Origin of the sequence: Pseudomonas mendocina, assembly GCF_003008615.1 — a bacterium.
Taxonomy (GTDB): domain Bacteria; phylum Pseudomonadota; class Gammaproteobacteria; order Pseudomonadales; family Pseudomonadaceae; genus Aquipseudomonas; species Aquipseudomonas mendocina_C.
Window position 1 is genome coordinate 5570301 of record NZ_CP027657.1, and the last position, 17200, is coordinate 5587500.

The 17200-nt window shown below is 59.8% G+C and carries 13 protein-coding genes, 2 tRNA genes and 3 rRNA genes (1 of these 18 running past the window's edge); 6 read left to right on the forward strand and 12 right to left on the reverse strand.

Annotation, left to right across the window (positions count from 1 at the left end):
- Nucleotides 1-39: 39 nt before the first annotated feature.
- Nucleotides 40-648 (reverse strand): FMN-dependent NADH-azoreductase, encoded by a 609-nt coding sequence (locus C7A17_RS25860; RefSeq protein WP_106742279.1) that lies wholly within the window; start codon nucleotides 646-648, stop codon nucleotides 40-42.
- 119 nt (nucleotides 649-767) lie between these two features.
- Between C7A17_RS25860 and C7A17_RS25865 the strand changes: the two genes are divergently transcribed.
- On the forward strand, nucleotides 768-1670 hold the full coding sequence (locus C7A17_RS25865; RefSeq protein WP_106742281.1) for a LysR substrate-binding domain-containing protein: 903 nt from the start codon (nucleotides 768-770) through the stop codon (nucleotides 1668-1670).
- Between the two features lies 1 nt (nucleotide 1671).
- Here the strand turns inward: C7A17_RS25865 and C7A17_RS25870 are convergent, their stop codons facing one another.
- Nucleotides 1672-3354 (reverse strand): methyl-accepting chemotaxis protein, encoded by a 1683-nt coding sequence (locus C7A17_RS25870; protein ID WP_106742284.1) that lies wholly within the window; start codon nucleotides 3352-3354, stop codon nucleotides 1672-1674.
- Nucleotides 3355-3546: 192 nt separating this feature from the next.
- Nucleotides 3547-4869: a Na+/H+ antiporter family protein gene (locus C7A17_RS25875; RefSeq protein WP_106742286.1), complete on the reverse strand. Its 1323-nt coding sequence runs from the start codon at nucleotides 4867-4869 to the stop codon at nucleotides 3547-3549.
- 272 nt (nucleotides 4870-5141) lie between these two features.
- Between C7A17_RS25875 and C7A17_RS25880 the strand changes: the two genes are divergently transcribed.
- Both C7A17_RS25880 and C7A17_RS25885 read left to right on the forward strand, forming a co-directional pair.
- Nucleotides 5142-7286, forward strand: coding sequence for a methyl-accepting chemotaxis protein (locus C7A17_RS25880; RefSeq protein WP_106742289.1), 2145 nt, complete (start codon nucleotides 5142-5144; stop codon nucleotides 7284-7286).
- A gap of 162 nt (nucleotides 7287-7448) precedes the next feature.
- Nucleotides 7449-8045, forward strand: coding sequence for an NADPH-dependent FMN reductase (locus C7A17_RS25885; RefSeq protein WP_106742292.1), 597 nt, complete (start codon nucleotides 7449-7451; stop codon nucleotides 8043-8045).
- A 111-nt stretch (nucleotides 8046-8156) separates the two neighbouring features.
- On the opposite strand, the gene C7A17_RS25890 is transcribed toward C7A17_RS25885, so the two are convergent.
- From C7A17_RS25890 to C7A17_RS25905, 4 genes are read right to left on the reverse strand one after another with little or no spacing between them, the layout of a single operon-like run.
- Nucleotides 8157-9470, reverse strand: coding sequence for an ATP-binding protein (locus C7A17_RS25890; protein ID WP_106742295.1), 1314 nt, complete (start codon nucleotides 9468-9470; stop codon nucleotides 8157-8159).
- Entirely contained in the window at nucleotides 9467-10135 is a 669-nt protein-coding gene (locus C7A17_RS25895; protein WP_106742298.1) for a response regulator transcription factor, read from the reverse strand. The genes C7A17_RS25890 and C7A17_RS25895 overlap by 4 nt, the downstream gene beginning before the upstream one ends.
- Nucleotides 10135-10449, reverse strand: a complete 315-nt coding sequence (locus C7A17_RS25900) for a PepSY domain-containing protein (protein WP_106742300.1) — start codon at nucleotides 10447-10449, stop codon at nucleotides 10135-10137. The genes C7A17_RS25895 and C7A17_RS25900 overlap by 1 nt, the downstream gene beginning before the upstream one ends.
- Nucleotides 10449-10757 (reverse strand): PepSY domain-containing protein, encoded by a 309-nt coding sequence (locus tag C7A17_RS25905; RefSeq protein WP_106742303.1) that lies wholly within the window; start codon nucleotides 10755-10757, stop codon nucleotides 10449-10451. Before C7A17_RS25905 ends, C7A17_RS25900 begins: the two co-directional genes overlap by 1 nt.
- Before the next feature lie 148 nt (nucleotides 10758-10905).
- Between C7A17_RS25905 and C7A17_RS25910 the strand changes: the two genes are divergently transcribed.
- From C7A17_RS25910 to queD, 3 genes are read left to right on the forward strand one after another with little or no spacing between them, the layout of a single operon-like run.
- Nucleotides 10906-11985 (forward strand): patatin-like phospholipase family protein, encoded by a 1080-nt coding sequence (locus C7A17_RS25910; RefSeq protein ID WP_106742306.1) that lies wholly within the window; start codon nucleotides 10906-10908, stop codon nucleotides 11983-11985.
- A 49-nt stretch (nucleotides 11986-12034) separates the two neighbouring features.
- A complete protein-coding gene (locus C7A17_RS25915) occupies nucleotides 12035-12871 on the forward strand; it encodes a hypothetical protein (RefSeq protein ID WP_106742309.1) in 837 nt (278 codons plus the stop codon).
- Between the two features lie 54 nt (nucleotides 12872-12925).
- Nucleotides 12926-13282: a 6-carboxytetrahydropterin synthase QueD gene (gene queD, locus C7A17_RS25920; RefSeq protein WP_003461315.1), complete on the forward strand. Its 357-nt coding sequence runs from the start codon at nucleotides 12926-12928 to the stop codon at nucleotides 13280-13282.
- 194 nt (nucleotides 13283-13476) lie between these two features.
- On the opposite strand, the gene rrf is transcribed toward queD, so the two are convergent.
- From rrf to C7A17_RS25945, 5 genes are all read right to left on the reverse strand, one after another.
- Nucleotides 13477-13592: ribosomal RNA gene (rrf, locus tag C7A17_RS25925) — 5S ribosomal RNA — on the reverse strand.
- Nucleotides 13593-13733: 141 nt separating this feature from the next.
- Nucleotides 13734-16628, reverse strand: a 23S ribosomal RNA gene (locus C7A17_RS25930).
- A gap of 253 nt (nucleotides 16629-16881) precedes the next feature.
- A tRNA-Ala gene (locus tag C7A17_RS25935) sits at nucleotides 16882-16957 on the reverse strand.
- Nucleotides 16958-16977: 20 nt separating this feature from the next.
- Nucleotides 16978-17054 (reverse strand) — tRNA-Ile (locus C7A17_RS25940).
- Between the two features lie 85 nt (nucleotides 17055-17139).
- Nucleotides 17140-17200 (reverse strand): 16S ribosomal RNA (locus C7A17_RS25945) (it continues 1476 nt past the right edge of the window).
- The 16S, 23S and 5S rRNA genes sit together here with 2 tRNA genes alongside, the layout of an rRNA operon.

A 17200-nucleotide genomic window follows, 5' to 3' on the forward strand; every position in this document is an offset into this window, starting at 1 on the left:
AAGCCCGCTTTCGCGGGCTTTTTCGTTTCAGGCGCCAGCTCAGGCTTTGGCGAACAGCTCGCTGATACGCTGCGCCGCGCCTTTCATGGCCTCGGCACGCGGCTCTTCACCATAGGCCAGGCCTTCAGCGCGGACGATCTCGATATCGTCGATACCGACGAAGTTCAGGATGCGCACCAGATAGTCTTCATGCGCTTGGCCGGAGGGCTGACCCGCGTGAATGCCGCCAGCACTGGAAGCGATGACCACGGTCTTGCCCCCTGCCAGCCCGACCGGGCCATTCTCGGTGTATTTGAAGGTTTTGCCGGCGACGGCGATGCGGTCGATCCAGGCCTTCAGTTGACTCGCAATGGCGAAGTTGTACATCGGCGCACCAATGACAATGGCATCGGCAGCGAGAAATTCTTCCACGGTACGCTCGGCCAGTTCAGCCTCGTGCTTCTGCGCGGCGTCACGCAGTTCGGCCGGGGTGCCTGCAGCCACCAGGCTGGCGGCGGACAGATGGCTCAGCGCATCACTGGCCAGATCGCGGTAAGTCACTTGAACATCGGACTCGGCAGCGCTCCAGGCCTTGACCACATCACGGCTGAGCTGACGGGAAGCGGACGCATCACCCAGGATGCTGGAATCGAGGTGCAGCAGTTTCATTAGGCTCTCCAGAGGGGCATGCGCCGTGGCGACGCGAAGGAGGCAGATGCTACCCATGGAGCCAATAGCCGATAAGATGGCAAAAATGTGATGGTTCGTCCCACTGATAGGACACTGAGATGCATGACCTCAACGACCTTTTCTATTTCGCCAAGGTGGTGGAAGCCGGTGGTTTCGCCGCAGCCGGTCGCGCACTGGGCATTCCCAAATCGCGCCTGTCACGGCGTATCGCCGAGCTGGAGCAACGTCTCGGCGCACGCCTGCTGCAACGCTCGACGCGCAAACTGGCACTGACCGATATCGGCGAGCGTTACCTGCGCCATTGCCAGGCCATGTTGCTGGAGGCCGAACAGGCCGAAGAGACCGTGGCCAACCTGACCAGCGAGCCGCGCGGTCGGGTACGTTTCTCCACGCCCCCTGGCGTGGCCTTGCTGCCCGGCCTGATCAACGAGTTCCTCGCACGCTACCCCAAGGTGCAGTTGGAAGTCGTGCAGACCACTCGCCGCATCGACCTGCTGAACGAAGCCATCGACGTCGCTCTGCGCGTGCGTAACGTCGATGATGAGGAACCGGGGCTGATCACTCGCCGTCTCCTGCCGGCCCGCGCCCATGTGGTGGCGCGGCCGGATCTGGTCGCCGGGCTACGCCTCGAACAACCTGAGGATCTGCAGCAGTTGCCGGCCCTGGGCGCCATCGGTGCTGACCGGCGCATCCACCTGCGTTTTTGTCACGCCGCGTCCCAGGAGCTTCGTGAGATCGCCCTGGAGGCACGCCTGGCCGTCGACGACTTCCCCATGCGCAAGTCGGCAGCACTTGCAGGTGTAGGTATCACCCTGCTGCCCACCACGCATTGCCACGAGGAATTGGCCGATGGCCGGCTGATCGCCCTGCTGCCGGAGTGGACGGTGCCGCAAGGCCACATCCAGCTTGCCTATACCCACAGGCGCGGCATGTCGCCGGCAGTCCGCGCCTGGATCGAACTCCTGAGCGACGCCTTCAGTCGCTGGAGCTTCCCGCTCTGACTCAGATGCGGAACTGACGCACCAGCGCCCCGAGGCGATCACCGAGGCCCGCCAGGCTGCGGGCAGTCTGCGCACCACGCTCGGTTTCGTCGGCAACACTGTCTACGGCAACGGCGATCTGATGCACGCTGCGGTTGATCTCCTCGGCCACCGCCGTCTGCTCCTCGGCAGCACTGGCGATCTGTGCGTTCATCGCGTTGATGGTGGCGATAAGCTGGGCGATGGCATCCAGCGACTCGCCCGCCTTGTTGGCCTGCTCGCTGGTCAGCTCGCCGGCATCACTGGAACGCCGCATCGAAGTTACCGACTGCTGCGTGCCCTGCTGCAGGCGGTCGATCATGCCCTGGATTTCCTGAGTGCTCTGCTGGGTGCGGCTGGCCAGCGCACGCACTTCATCGGCGACCACGGCAAAACCTCGTCCGGCCTCGCCAGCACGCGCCGCCTCGATGGCAGCGTTGAGCGCCAGCAGGTTGGTTTGCTCGGCGATGGAACGGATCACATCGAGCACGCTGACGATGGACTGCACGTCCTGTTGCAGGCTGTCGAGCGACGCGCCGCTGCTGCGGATGTCATCCACCAGCGAGTGAATGCGCTGGATGCTGCCATCGACCACACTCTTCGCGGCCTGCCCCTCGCGGTCGGTCTGCTGCGCGGCCTCGGCGGCGTTCTGCGCGCTCTTGGCTACCTCATGCGCCGCAGCCGACATTTCGTTGATCGCCGTGGCCACCTGATCGGTTTCATGGCGCTGTTGCGCCATGGCCTGTTCGGAACGCTGCGCCTGCTCCGAAACCTGGCTGACCAGCTCGGTGAGCTGCCCGGTCATCTCGACGATCTGCCGTACCAGGCCATGCACCTTCTCGACGAAGCGGTTGAACGAGCCAGCCAGTTGTCCCAGCTCGTCCTGACTGGTGATCGGCAGACGGCGGGTCAGGTCGCCCTCACCGGCCGCGATATCGTCGAGGTTGGCTTTGATCTGTTGCAGCGGGCGCAGGAAGGCGTTGCCCAACCAGACACCGATCACACCGAACACCAGCAGTAGAATCGCTGCGACTACCACGATGCTGGTGATGATGGTGCCAATGCGTCGATCGATCTCGGCCTGCACCTCGCTGATGCGCGCTTCGACACCGTCAAGGTTCAGCGCAGTGCCGAGGGCCATGTCCCACTTCGGCAGGTAGTAGCTGTAAGCGAGCTTGGGTACCTGCACGGACTCGTTGCCCGGCAGCGGCGAGGAGTAGTTGACGAAGTAGGTGTTGTTCTTCGCCACGTTGACCAGTTCACGGTTGATGTAGACGCCATTGGAGTCGCGTCGGTCGACAAGGCTCTTGCCGACATCCACCGGGCTATCGCCACGGAACAGGCGCACCACGTTGGAGTCGTGGCCGAAGAAGTAGCCGTCGGCACCGTATTTGATCTTGGAGAGGATGGCGATGGCCTGTTCACGACTGGCCATGTCACCTTGCGCCGCACCATCATAGAGGCCCTTTACCGAGCCCATGGCGATCTGGATGTAGTGCTCCAGCTCGCTGCGTTTTTCCTGCAGCAGACGTTCACGCGTCTCGGCCACCTCGTCCGCGGCCAGGCTCTGCAGCACCCTCGCCGCCGTGCCGCTTAGCACCAGCGCGAAGAGGATCACGGGAACCAGCGCAAGCAGTATTACTTTGGCTTTCAATGTCAGGCGCATTTCTTGTTGTCCTTGTAAGCAGAGCCGCAACAAAACGGGGCTACCGGTATATCGGCAGCCCCGTGAAGGAATTAAACGACCACAAGCGCCGCAAAACACTTCCGGAAGAAGTTTTTGACGTCGCTCGCGACGGCCCGGAGGGTGGCCGCCAAGGATGGCGGGCCACAAAACAGAGCCGGCGCAGGCACACCTTTACAGGATCATAGCGGCGGCCCAGCCGAACGCCAGCAGCGGCAGGTTGTAGTGCAGGAAGGTAGGCACCACGCTGTCCCAGATGTGATTGTGCTGGCCGTCGACGTTCAGGCCTGAGGTTGGGCCGAGGGTGGAGTCGGAGGCTGGCGAACCGGCATCGCCAATGGCGCCGGCAGTGCCGACGATGCATACCGTGGCCAGCGGGCTGAAACCCAGTTGCACGCACAGCGGCACGAAGATCGCGGCAATGATCGGTACGGTGGAGAACGAAGAGCCGATGCCCATGGTCACCAGCAGACCGACCAGGAGCATCATCAGCACGCCCAGGCCACGGCTGTCGCCGATCCACTCGGCGGAGGCGTCCACCAGGCTCTTCACTTCACCGGTGGCGGTCATCACTTCGGCGAAACCCTGGGCGGAAATCATGATGAAACCAATCATGGCCATCATCTTCATGCCTTCGGTGAACAGGTCATCGGCCTCTTTCCAACGCACCACACCCGACACGGTGAAGATCACGAAACCCAGCAGCGCGCCGACGATCATCGAGTCCAGCCACAATTGCACGACGAAGGCCACCGCCACGGCCACCCCAGCGACGATAAGCGTCTTGGGGTTGTATTGAGCCGTCACGCGCTCGGCTTGCTCGATCTTCTCCAGGTCATAGACGCGCTTCTTGCGGTAGCTGAAGAACACCGCGACCAGCAGGCCGAAGAACATGCCAAGTGCCGGGATCAGCATGGCTTCGGTGACGTTGACACCGCTGACATCCACGCCGCCCTTGGCCACGTTGGCCAACAGGATGTTGTTGAGGAAGATGTTGCCGAAGCCGACCGGCAGAAACATGTAGGGCGTGATCAGACCGAAGGTGATGACGCAGGCGATCAGGCGCCGGTCGATTTGCAGTTTGGTCAGCACGTAGAGCAGCGGCGGTACCAGCAACGGGATGAAGGCGATGTGGATCGGCAGGACGTTCTGCGACGCCACCGAAACCGCCAGCAGCAGGCAGATCAGCAGCCACTTGACGCCATCGGCGCCGGCCCCGCTCTGCTGACGACCGACCAGAGCCAGGGCCTTGTCGGCCAAGGCATGGGCCAGGCCAGACTTGGCGATGGCCACGGCAAAGGCACCGAGCAACGCGTAGGACAGCGCCACCGTGGCACCTGCTCCCAGGCCTTTGTTGAAGGCAGCCAGCGAGCCGTCCATGCCCAGACCACCGATCAGGCCACCGGCCAGCGCGCCGATGATCAGCGCTACCACCACGTGAATGCGGCACAAACTGAGCACCAGCATGATACCGACCGCGGCTATTACTGCGTTCATAAAAGCGTTCCACCTTCAGAGCTATCGAACCGGTGCAAACAATTACCGGAGAGGTTTGCGGCGCCACTACACAGCGGCCGAGGGCTACTGCCAGCGGGTAGCAGCCACAAAAAGCCGCGTACTCTGCCGGATGCAGAGTGGGATGTCAAAAACGACATCGTGCAGAATTTCAATCAAAAATGTGCATAATATTGACCTCCATCAGGCGCTGATCAAGAAAGCCGCCAGCCAACCGATAACCCTCTGTAGCTCGCCATAGAAAGGAACGCACCATGCTGTTCAGCCGCCTTTCGATCCAGTTGAAGATCACCCTGCTCGCCGGCCTTTGCCTGCTGGCCATCGTCACACTGCTGGTGGGCGCATCGCAGTATCAGTCCAGCCACAGCGCCGGCCTGGTTCGAGCTGCCAGCTCGAGCATGCTGGAGGAAAGTGCCAAGTTGCGCCTGAAGGCACGCGGCGAATTGCAGGCGATCCGCATCCAGCGCTATTTCATGGATGCCTATCAGTACGGCAAGGGTTTCTCGCGGCAGATCCTGTTTCTGCGCGAACAGGCGGAAAAGCGCTTTCTCGATGCCTTCGACCTGCGTGAAGACCTGAATCGCCAGGTGCGCAGCAGCCTGGAGGCCAACACTTCCCTGCTCGGCCTGTACCTGGTGTTCGAAGCCAATGCTCTGGATGGCAAGGACGAACTCTTCGCCGATCAGCCGGAGCTGGGCAGTAACGAGGCTGGCCGTTTCGCCCTGTACTGGGCACAGCCTACAGTCGGCCAACTGGAGGCCGAGGTGATGAGCGAACAATTGCTCGGCGACACCACCCCCGGCGACAACGGCATCGCTTACAACGCGTGGTACACCTGCCCTCGCGAAACCCGCCAGCCTTGCGTGCTGGAACCCTATTACGACGAGGTCAACGGCCAGAAAACGCTGATGACCAGCATCGCCTTCCCCCTGGAACTCGATGGCAAGATCATCGGCGTCATGGGCGTGGACATCAGCCTGGCCAGCCTGCAGCAGATCAGCCAGGAGGCCAATCGTGAGCTGTATGACGGCCAGGGTCATATCAGCATCTTCAGCCCCAGTGCTTTACTCGCCGGGCATAGCCGCGATGGCAGCCTGCTCAGCCTGCCCGTCGAGCGCGCCTTTCCCGATAATGCCAGCGAACTGCGCGGCCTGATCCAGAGTGGCGCCGACGCGGAACTCAATCACGGCGAGATGCTGCGCGAGCTCAGCCCCTTCAAGCCGATTCCCGAAGCCAAACCCTGGACGGTTCTGTTGGAGGTACCTCAGGCAGTACTGCTGGAACGTGCCAACGTGCTCGGCGCGCAACTGGACGAACGCCGCGCCAGCGACAGCCTCACCGCCCTGTTGCTGGGCCTGGTCGCAGTCATCGTTGGCTTGGTGCTGATGTGGCTGACCGCACGCGGCGTGACCCGCCCCATTCTCGGCGTGGCCGCCATGCTCAAGGACATCGCCAGCGGTGAAGGCGACCTGACACGCCGCCTGCAGTACGCCAGACAGGATGAGCTGGGCGAGCTGGCCGGCTGGTTCAACCGTTTCCTCGACAAGCTGCAACCGATCATCGCCGACGTGAAGAACAGCGTGCTCGACGCCCGTGGCACCGCCGACCAGTCGGCGGCGATCGCCAGCCAGACCAGCGCCGGCATGCAGCAGCAATACCGCGAAGTCGATCAGGTGGCCACCGCCTTCCAGGAAATGAGCGCCACTGCGCAAGACGTCGCACACAACGCCGCGCAGGCTGCCGAAGCGGCGCGCAATGCCGACCAGGCCAGCCGTGAAGGCTTGCAGGTAATCGCTACGACCACCAACACCATCGAACTGTTGGCCAACGAAATGAACGTGGCCATGCAGGAGGTCGAAGGCCTGGCCAGCAGCAGCGAGCAGATTGGTTCAGTGCTCGAAGTGATTCGCTCCATCGCCGAGCAGACCAACCTGCTGGCGCTCAACGCCGCCATCGAAGCAGCCCGCGCTGGTGAGGCCGGCCGCGGTTTCGCCGTGGTCGCGGACGAAGTGCGCAACCTGGCCAAACGCACCCAGGATTCGGTCGAGGAAATCCGCCAGGTGATCGAGGGCTTGCAAAGCGGCACCCGCGAAGTGGTCAGCACCATGCACAGCAGCCATCGCCAGGCTCAGGGCAGCGTCGAGCAGGTGCAACTCGCCGTGGCCGCACTACAGCGCATCAGCCAGGCGGTCAGCACCATCACCGACATGAACCTGCAGATCGCCAGCGCCGCCGAGGAGCAGAGCTCGGTAGCCGAGGAGATCAACCGCAATGTCGCCTCGATTCGCGACGTTACTGAGTCCATCAGCAGCCAGGCCGAGGAGTCCGCACAGGTCAGCCAGAACCTCAACCGCCTGGCCAACCACCAGCAGAGCCTGATGGATCAATTCCGCGTGTAACGCCAATTAGTAGGGTGCGCCGTGCGCCCCCCCCCCCAAAACTACTGATTGACGGAGCAGCCTCGCGCCTGACGCCAAACAACTGCTTTTCTGGCGGCTGCACCCTTGCCGCGCAGGTAGGTGTTCGCCTAGCCTGCGCCTTCATTTTTCAGGGGAAGCAGCATGCTCAATATCGCCTTGGTCGCCGGCTCCAGCCGCAACAACAGTCAATCGGGAAAGGTCGCGCGCTTTCTTCGCCAGCGCCTGATCGAACAAGGCCACACCACACAGGATCACAGCGACATCATCGATCTCGGCCTGGCGCCATTGCCGCTGTGGCCAGCCGAAGACAACGGCCCCTGGGAGCTCTACCGCCAGCAGTTGGCTACAGCCGATGCGGTGATCATCATCGCGCCGGAGTGGAACGGTATGGCCTGCCCGGCGATCAAGAACTTCTTCATCTACGCCAGCAAGGCCGAACTGGCACACAAGCCCGGCTTGTTGGTGGGCGTATCCTCCGGTATCGGCGGCGCCTACCCGATCAGCGAACTTCGCGCTTCCAGCTACAAGAACTGCCGCCTGTGCTACCTGCCCGAGCACCTGATCGTGCGCCAGGTAGAGAAAGTGCTGAACGTACCGCAGCCAGTGGACGAAGCCGACGAGCGCATTCGCGACCGCAGCGATTACGCCCTCGACGTACTGGTGCGCTACGCCCACGCCCTTAAACCGGTGCGCGCCGCCATCGGTTTCGAAAATCCGGCATTCGCCAACGGCATGTAAGAGATAGTCCCGTAGGGTGGGTTAGCGGCGCTGAGCACGGCTTGTAGGCGCGTGCCGCGTAACCCTCCGGTCCTGGATTGCCTGGCGCGATGCTATGAGCTCGGCCTCGGTTCAGCGCCGCGGTAAACTCACCACCACTCTCAATCCACCCAACGGGCTGTCCTGCAACTCGATTCGGCCATTCCAGGCCTCGATGATGTCGCGCACGATACCGAGGCCCAGCCCGTGCCCCGCCACCTGCTCGTCCAGGCGCGTGCCACGACCGAGCACGGCCTCACGACGCTCGGCATCGATGCCAGGGCCGTCGTCATCGACAGACAGACGATAGCCTGCGGCACTCTCCTCGACCGTCAACTGCACCTTCTGCTCGGCCCATTTGCAGGCGTTGTCCAGCAGGTTGCCAAGCAGCTCCAGCAGATCTTCGCGATCACGTGGCAGCACCAGCCCTTCGGGCGCCTGCCATTCCAGCTTCAGGCCGCGGTCATGAATCATCGCCAGGGTATCGAACAAACCTGGCAACTCCTGCGCGCAGTCGAATCGTGCCCCCGGCAGCGCCTCGCCAGCCAGGCGTGCGCGCCCCAGCTCGCGACTGAGACGCTGCTCGATCTGCTCCAGTTGCTCGCGCATGCTGACGCGCAGCGCGGGATGGGCCGCCAGTTCCTCACGTCCAGACAGGCTGATCAACACCGCCAGCGGCGTCTTCAGCGCATGTCCCAGGTTGCCCAGGGCGTTACGTGAACGCTTCAAGGTGTCCTCGGTGTGAGCCAGCAAGTGATTGATCTGCGCCACCAGAGACTCCAGCTCCTCCGGAACTTCGGCGTCCAGATCGGTACGACGGCCTTGCTGCAACTGCACGATCTGCTGACGCACCTGCTCCAGCGGTCGCAAAGCGCGGCGCACGGTATAACGCTGTGCGACGAGGATCAGCAGCAGCGCGGCACCACCCAGCCCCAGCCCCAGCCACTGCATACGGCGGAAGCTCTGCAAGATCGGCTGGTAATCCTGTGCCACGCTGATCGACAGGTTTTCACCATAGCGGCGGTAGTCAGCGCGGTAGATCAGCAATCGTTGCCCCTGCGGGCCATCACCCAGTTCCGTCTGCATGCCCAGGCCATCGGGCTTGAGCAGTTCACGATCCCATAGCGAACGCGAACGCCAGCTGCGGTCGGAAAAGTCGATACGGAAGTAATGACCGGAAAACTGCCGTTGGAATGATGGATCGAGACGCCGTTCATCCAGCTGCAGGCCGGCCGGCCCACGCACCAGAGCCGCCAGCAAGCCCTGCGCTTCGTCGCGCAAGTCTTCTTCCAGGTAGGCACGCAGGCCACGATCAAAAACCCACAGACTGGCTTGCGCGAGAACCAGTCCAACCAGCAGCAGCGTGCCGGCAAGGCCAAGGCCGAGCCGGCGCTGAATGGACCTCAACCCTGCTCTCCGGTAAAGCGGTAGCCCTGCCCACGGCGGGTCTCGATCACATTGCGCCCGAGCTTGCCACGCAGGCGATTGACGTGCACTTCGATGACGTTGGAATCACGCTCGGTCTCACCGTCGTAGAGGTGATCGGCCAGGTGGCTCTTGGACAGGATCTGCCCCGGGTGCAGCATGAAATAACGCAGCAAGCGAAATTCGGCGGCGGTCAGGTCGATGGCCTCGCCGCCCGCCGTTACGCATTGGCGGCTCTCATCCAGCTGCAGGCCAGCGGCTTCCAGTTGTGGCTGATTGGCCAAGCCATGCGCACGGCGCAGCAGCGCCTGAATGCGTAAAGCCAACTCCTCCGGGTGGAAGGGTTTGGTCAGGTAATCATCAGCGCCGGCCTTGAGCCCTTCGATGCGTTCGGCCCAGGAGCCACGCGCGGTCAGCACCAGAACCGGGGTAGCCAGGCCACCAGCGCGCCATTCCTGCAACACCTCCAGGCCTGGTTTGCCCGGCAGGCCGAGGTCGAGAATGATCAGGTCATAAGGCTCGCTGGCCCCCTGATAGGCAGCGTCACGGCCATCTGCCAGCCAGTCCACGGCATAACCTTGGCGACTCAGACTGGCCGTCAGCTCATCGGCCAGGGGTACATGATCTTCCACCAGCAACAGGCGCATCAGTCGTCTTCCTCGTCCTTCAGAATCTTGCCGTCGCGGGCATCCAGCTCGAGCTCACGCACCACACCTGAGGTGGTCAGGATTTCCACCTCGTAGACCAGCACACCATCCTCTTCCTCCAGCTCGGCTTCCAACAGCGTGGAACCGGGGTAAGCCTTGCCAATGTGCTGCATCAATTGCTCGAAGGGCATGATGATACCCTCGCGCCGCAGGCGCAGCGCCTCGTCCTGATCGAGATCACGGGCGAAGCCCGGTGCGGCGGCAAAACCGCAACTCAGGCTCAACAGCAGCAGAGCGGCACTACGCAAGTTCATCAATCGTCCTGGTGGTTCTTCAGAATTTCACCGGTGCTGGCATCCAGCTCCAGATCCCACTGCACGCCTTGAGCGTCACGCAGTTCGATCTGGTAGATGTAGCGGCCGTACTCGTCTTCGAGCTCAGTTTCCTCGATGCGGGCCCCTGGATGTTGAGCCAGGGCGGCTTCGTTGAGCTGCTCGAAGGATTTGATGGTTCCAGCATCACGCAGGCGCAGGGCTTCATCCGGCCCCAGGTCACGCGCCTGGGCAATGGTAGCGGCACTGACGAGGGTGGCAAGCGTCGCGAGGCTGATCAATCGTTTCATGGGTTTCTCCAGCAGTGAATCCGTGCCTGTCACTCTAGGCCCTGGCACTTAATCCAAACTGAATTCGGCCGCATCATTCACCTCATGAAGTTGCTTGGCCTGCTCGTCCACGCCTCTATAATCGCCAGCTTGCATAACGGAGGCATTGATGAGCGCGATCCATATCAAGTCCCCTGCCCTGACCATCAAGGCTGGCCCTCGGGCATTGGCGCGAATTCGTCAGAACGGTTTGAGTCCTGCCGATGTCGGCATCCTGCCTGGCGCTGCAGGCGGACCAAAGGGCATTGGCATCCAGGGCCTGGACTTGGCACTGTTCGGCGACTGGCTACTGCGCGCCCCACGCGAACGCGCTCTGATCGGCGCTTCCATCGGTTCCTGGCGTTTCGCCAGTGCCTGCCTGCCAGATCCGGCCGCCGGCATCCGTCGGCTTGGCGAACTCTACACCTCTCAGCGCTTCGCCAAAGGCGTGAGCATGGCCGACGTGTCAGGCAGTTGCCGACAGATGCTCGATGAGCTACTCGCCGATCAGGATGCCGCCATCATCACCAACCCGCACTATCGCCTGCATATCGTCGTGGTGAAGAGCCACGGCCTGCTGCAGCACGATCATCGCGGCAAACTGAGCCTGGGCCTCTCCTCCGTCATCGGCAATAACCTGCTGGCCAGGCAGCGCCTAGGACGCCACTTCGACCGAGTGATCCTGCACGATGCCCGGCAAGCCCCACCGCTGGCGCAGCTCAGCGATTTTCGCTCGCACTTTCATGCCCTGACAGCGGAGAACCTGCGTCACGCGCTACTGGCTTCGGGTTCGATTCCCATGGTGATGGAGGCGATTCGCGAGATTCCTGGCCTGGAACCCGGCGCCTATCGCGATGGCGGCCTGCTTGATTATCACCTCGACCTGCCCTATGACGGCGAAGACATCGTGCTCTATCCACACTTCACCGATCGCGTGATCCCCGGCTGGTTCGACAAGAGCATGCCCTGGCGTCGTGGTGACCGCACACGCCTGCAGAATGCCCTGCTGCTCGCACCTTCGCGTGAATACCTGGCGCGCCTGCCACACGGCAAGCTGCCGGATCGCACCGACTTCAAACGCTACCTGGGCAATGACGAAGGACGCGAGCGTTACTGGCGTCAGGCCATGGCCGAAAGCGTGCGGCTAGGCGACGAATTTCTCGAATTGGTCGAGAGTGGCCGCTTGGCCGAACGCCTGCAGCCGCTTTGATGATTGCGGCCAGTGCCGCCCAGTAATCTGCCTAGATCAGGGAGGATCGATGAAGCTTGCAGTTGCAATCATCCACGGTATTGGCAATCAGCTCGACAGCCGCGATCACGAAGGCCAGCACCAGTTCGCGCAAAGCCTTATTCAGGGCTTGCGCCTGCAACTGGGCGAAGACTCGCGAGAAGTCGCGTTTCAGAGCCTTTACTGGGCCAGCGTGCTGGACAAGCGCGAAGAGGCCTATCTTGCCAAACTCGCCCATGAGCCCGTTACCTGGCGATGGCTACGTCGCATCGTCACGCTGTTTCTCGGAGATGCGGCCGGTTACCGTAAAGTCAGCGAAGCCTACGACACTACCTATCAGGAAGTGCACCAGTGCCTGCGCAATGGACTCACTGCGCTGCGCGCTCAGGTCGGGCCACAAACACCACTATTGGTGCTGACTCACTCGCTGGGCGGCCATATCTTCTCCAACTTCGCCTGGGATCAACAGAAGCTCAATGCCACACCCAGCTGCCCGCATGACCCCTTCCTGGCACTGGAAACGCTCGCGGGCATCGTCACCTTTGGCTGCAATATCCCTTTGTTTACGTTTGCCTACGACCCGGTGCAACCCATCCGCTTTCCAGGGCACTGCCTGGCCGAGTCAGTACGTGAACAGGCGCGCTGGCTGAATCTATACGCCCCCGCCGACCCGTTGGGCTACCCATTGCGCCCCATCAAAGGCTATGAAGAGGTGGTTCACGAAGATCGTGCCATGCCGGTCGGCCCTTGGTACAAGCGCCATACGCCTCTGAGCCATATGGCCTACTGGCAGGATCGAGGGTTTCACCGCTATCTGACGCAAGAGATACGCCGACTGCTGAATGCGCAGGTCAGCGAACAGACCTGATAAACTACGCCGCTCTACGCCATCCAGGCAGAATCATTACGCGAGCGCTGTTTAGTGGAATTGTTCAAAGAGTTCATCTTCGAGGCGGCCCATCGCCTGCCCCACGTACCGGAAGGCCACAAGTGCGGCCGCCTACATGGCCACTCCTTCCGAGTCGCCATCTACATCGAAGGTGAAGTCGATCCCTATACCGGCTGGATTCGTGACTTCTCCGAGATCAAGGCGATCTTCAAACCGATCTACGAGCAACTCGACCACAACTACCTGAACGATATCCCCGGCCTGGAAAACCCCACCAGCGAAGTGCTCGCCAAGTGGATCTGGCAGCAGGTCAAACCACTGCTGCCTGAACTGTCGCGTGTGCGCATCCACGAAACCTGCACCAGCGGTTGCGAATACCGCGGCGATTGATCCCACCCCAGAAACCCCAAAGGCCACCATCAGGTGGCCTTTTCGTTGCGGCACGATCCCCGTAGGGTGCGCCGCGCGCAGCGGCCTGTCGGCGTGATTGGCGGTGCGCGCAGCGCCCCCCACGCGAAGCGCTATTTTCCGTGCCACAAAGAAGAAACCCCAGACCGCTAGGCGATCTGGGGTTTCGTATAGGAGCTTGACGATGACCTACTCTCACATGGTGAAGCACCACACTACCATCGGCGATGCGTCGTTTCACTACTGAGTTCGGGATGGGATCAGGTGGTTCCAACGCTCTATGGTCGTCAAGCAATTTGTTGCTGTCTCGGGTTTAACCGTTACAGCGAATTGGGTATGTGATTCGTAATTTGTAGTTCTTGCAAACTTTCGGCTTTCTGTCGACTTCACCATCGACACCCTCTGCTTTGAGGGCAGATTGTTTGGGTGTTATATGGTCAAGCCTCACGGGCAATTAGTATTGGTTAGCTCAACGCCTCACAGCGCTTACACACCCAACCTATCAACGTCGTAGTCTTCGACGGCCCTTTAGGGAGCTCAAGGCTCCAGTGAGATCTCATCTTGAGGCAAGTTTCCCGCTTAGATGCTTTCAGCGGTTATCTTTTCCGAACATAGCTACCCGGCAATGCCACTGGCGTGACAACCGGAACACCAGAGGTTCGTCCAACCCGGTCCTCTCGTACTAAGGTCAGCCCCTCTCAAATCTCAAACGTCCACGGCAGATAGGGACCGAACTGTCTCACGACGTTCTAAACCCAGCTCGCGTACCACTTTAAATGGCGAACAGCCATACCCTTGGGACCGGCTTCAGCCCCAGGATGTGATGAGCCGACATCGAGGTGCCAAACACCGCCGTCGATATGAACTCTTGGGCGGTATCAGCCTGTTATCCCCGGAGTACCTTTTATCCGTTGAGCGATGGCCCTTCCATACAGAACCACCGGATCACTAAGACCTACTTTCGTACCTGCTCGACGTGTCTGTCTCGCAGTCAAGCGCGCTTTTGCCTTTATACTCTACGACCGATTTCCGACCGGTCTGAGCGCACCTTCGTACTCCTCCGTTACTCTTTGGGAGGAGACCGCCCCAGTCAAACTACCCACCATACACTGTCCTCGATCCGGATAACGGACCAGAGTTAGAACCTCAAGGTTGCCAGGGTGGTATTTCAAGGATGGCTCCATGAGAACTGGCGTCCCCACTTCAAAGCCTCCCACCTATCCTACACAAGCAAGCTCAAAGTCCAGTGCAAAGCTATAGTAAAGGTTCACGGGGTCTTTCCGTCTAGCCGCGGATACACTGCATCTTCACAGCGATTTCAATTTCACTGAGTCTCGGGTGGAGACAGCGCCGCCATCGTTACGCCATTCGTGCAGGTCGGAACTTACCCGACAAGGAATTTCGCTACCTTAGGACCGTTATAGTTACGGCCGCCGTTTACCGGGGCTTCGATCAAGAGCTTCGCTTGCGCTAACCCCATCAATTAACCTTCCGGCACCGGGCAGGCGTCACACCCTATACGTCCACTTTCGTGTTTGCAGAGTGCTGTGTTTTTAATAAACAGTCGCAGCGGCCTGGTATCTTCGACCGGCATGGGCTTACGTAGTAAATACTTCACCCTCACCGGCGCACCTTCTCCCGAAGTTACGGTGCCATTTTGCCTAGTTCCTTCACCCGAGTTCTCTCAAGCGCCTTGGTATTCTCTACCTAACCACCTGTGTCGGTTTGGGGTACGGTTCCTAGTTACCTGAAGCTTAGAAGCTTTTCCTGGAAGCATGGCATCAACCACTTCGCATTCTAAAAGAACGCTCGTCATCAGCTCTCGGCCTTAAGATCCCGGATTTACCTAAGATCTCAGCCTACCACCTTAAACACGGACAACCAACGCCGTGCTGGCCTAGCCTTCTCCGTCCCTCCATCGCAGTAACTAGAAGTACGGGAATATTAACCCGTTTCCCATCGACTACGCATTTCTGCCTCGCCTTAGGGGCCGACTAACCCTGCGTCGATTAACGTTGCGCAGGAAACCTTGGTCTTTCGGCGTGCGAGTTTTTCACTCGCATTGTCGTTACTCATGTCAGCATTCGCACTTCTGATACCTCCAGCAAGCTTCTCAACTCACCTTCACAGGCTTACAGAACGCTCCTCTACCGCTCATCCAAAGGATGAACCCGTAGCTTCGGTGTATGGTTTGAGCCCCGTTACATCTTCCGCGCAGGCCGACTCGACTAGTGAGCTATTACGCTTTCTTTAAAGGGTGGCTGCTTCTAAGCCAACCTCCTAGCTGTCTAAGCCTTCCCACATCGTTTCCCACTTAACCATAACTTTGGGACCTTAGCTGACGGTCTGGGTTGTTTCCCTTTTCACGACGGACGTTAGCACCCGCCGTGTGTCTCCCGTGCTGACACTTGCTGGTATTCGGAGTTTGCATCGGTTTGGTAAGTCGGGATGACCCCCTAGCCGAAACAGTGCTCTACCCCCAGCAGTGATACACGAGGCGCTACCTAAATAGCTTTCGAGGAGAACCAGCTATCTCCGAGCTTGATTAGCCTTTCACTCCGATCCACAGGTCATCCGCTAACTTTTCAACGGTAGTCGGTTCGGTCCTCCAGTCAGTGTTACCTAACCTTCAACCTGCCCATGGATAGATCGCCCGGTTTCGGGTCTATACCCAGCGACTAAAGCGCCCTATTAAGACTCGCTTTCGCTACGCCTCCCCTATTCGGTTAAGCTCGCCACTGAATATAAGTCGCTGACCCATTATACAAAAGGTACGCAGTCACCCAACAAAGTAGGCTCCCACTGCTTGTACGCATACGGTTTCAGGTTCTATTTCACTCCCCTCTCCGGGGTTCTTTTCGCCTTTCCCTCACGGTACTGGTTCACTATCGGTCAGTCAGTAGTATTTAGCCTTGGAGGATGGTCCCCCCATGTTCAGACAAAGTTTCTCGTGCTCCGTCCTACTCGATTTCATTGATAAGAGATTTTCGTGTACGGGGCTATCACCCACTACGGCGGAACTTTCCAGAACCTTCCACTAATCTCAAATCAACTTAAGGGCTAGTCCCCGTTCGCTCGCCACTACTTAGGGAATCTCGGTTGATTTCTATTCCTCAGGGTACTTAGATGTTTCAGTTCCCCTGGTTCGCCTCTTGCACCTATGGATTCAGTACAAGATAACCAGCTTATGCTGGCTGGGTTCCCCCATTCAGAGATCTCCGGGTCATAACGGTTGTTTGCCACCTAACCGGAGCTTATCGCAGGCTACCACGTCTTTCATCGCCTCTGACTGCCAAGGCATCCACCGTATGCGCTTCTTCACTTGACCATATAACCCCAAGCAATCTGGTTACTGTCTCAATCGTGAAGACGACATTCGCCGAAAATTTGCGTCTTGAGAACTACAAATTTTACCTTGACCAGATCAATTGCCAGTGAAAGCAATTAATCAGTCACTTCTATCACATACCCAAATTTTTAAAGAACGATGTTTCGACTGATCAAAAGACCAGAAATCAACACTCTTCTGCTTCTGCAGGAATGCTCATTTCTGAACTCTTACGCTACGATCAAACTGTAAGTGGTGGAGCCAAGCGGGATCGAACCGCTGACCTCCTGCGTGCAAGGCAGGCGCTCTCCCAGCTGAGCTATGGCCCCGTAAGCATCTGCACCTGAATTGGTAGGTCTGGGCAGATTTGAACTGCCGACCTCACCCTTATCAGGGGTGCGCTCTAACCAACTGAGCTACAGACCTATAACAGGGTCGCGTTACAGCATCGTCTTCTACAATGAATCAAGCAATTCGTGTGGGAGCTTATGAGAAAGCTGAAGTCTTCGATTAAGGAGGTGATCCAGCCGCAGGTTCCCCTACGGCTACCTTGTTACGACTTCACCCCAGTC

Coding starts and splice junctions, on each gene's coding strand:
- C7A17_RS25915 (WP_106742309.1), top strand. CDS start 12,035: ATGAAGCTTGCAGTTGCAATCATCCACGGTATTGGCAATCAGCTCGAC.
- C7A17_RS25865 (WP_106742281.1), top strand. CDS start 768: ATGCATGACCTCAACGACCTTTTCTATTTCGCCAAGGTGGTGGAAGCC.
- C7A17_RS25870 (WP_106742284.1), bottom strand. CDS start 3,354: ATGCGCCTGACATTGAAAGCCAAAGTAATACTGCTTGCGCTGGTTCCC.
- C7A17_RS25905 (WP_106742303.1), bottom strand. CDS start 10,757: ATGAAACGATTGATCAGCCTCGCGACGCTTGCCACCCTCGTCAGTGCC.
- C7A17_RS25910 (WP_106742306.1), top strand. CDS start 10,906: ATGAGCGCGATCCATATCAAGTCCCCTGCCCTGACCATCAAGGCTGGC.
- C7A17_RS25900 (WP_106742300.1), bottom strand. CDS start 10,449: ATGAACTTGCGTAGTGCCGCTCTGCTGCTGTTGAGCCTGAGTTGCGGT.
- C7A17_RS25895 (WP_106742298.1), bottom strand. CDS start 10,135: ATGCGCCTGTTGCTGGTGGAAGATCATGTACCCCTGGCCGATGAGCTG.
- C7A17_RS25875 (WP_106742286.1), bottom strand. CDS start 4,869: ATGAACGCAGTAATAGCCGCGGTCGGTATCATGCTGGTGCTCAGTTTG.
- C7A17_RS25880 (WP_106742289.1), top strand. CDS start 5,142: ATGCTGTTCAGCCGCCTTTCGATCCAGTTGAAGATCACCCTGCTCGCC.
- C7A17_RS25885 (WP_106742292.1), top strand. CDS start 7,449: ATGCTCAATATCGCCTTGGTCGCCGGCTCCAGCCGCAACAACAGTCAA.
- C7A17_RS25860 (WP_106742279.1), bottom strand. CDS start 648: ATGAAACTGCTGCACCTCGATTCCAGCATCCTGGGTGATGCGTCCGCT.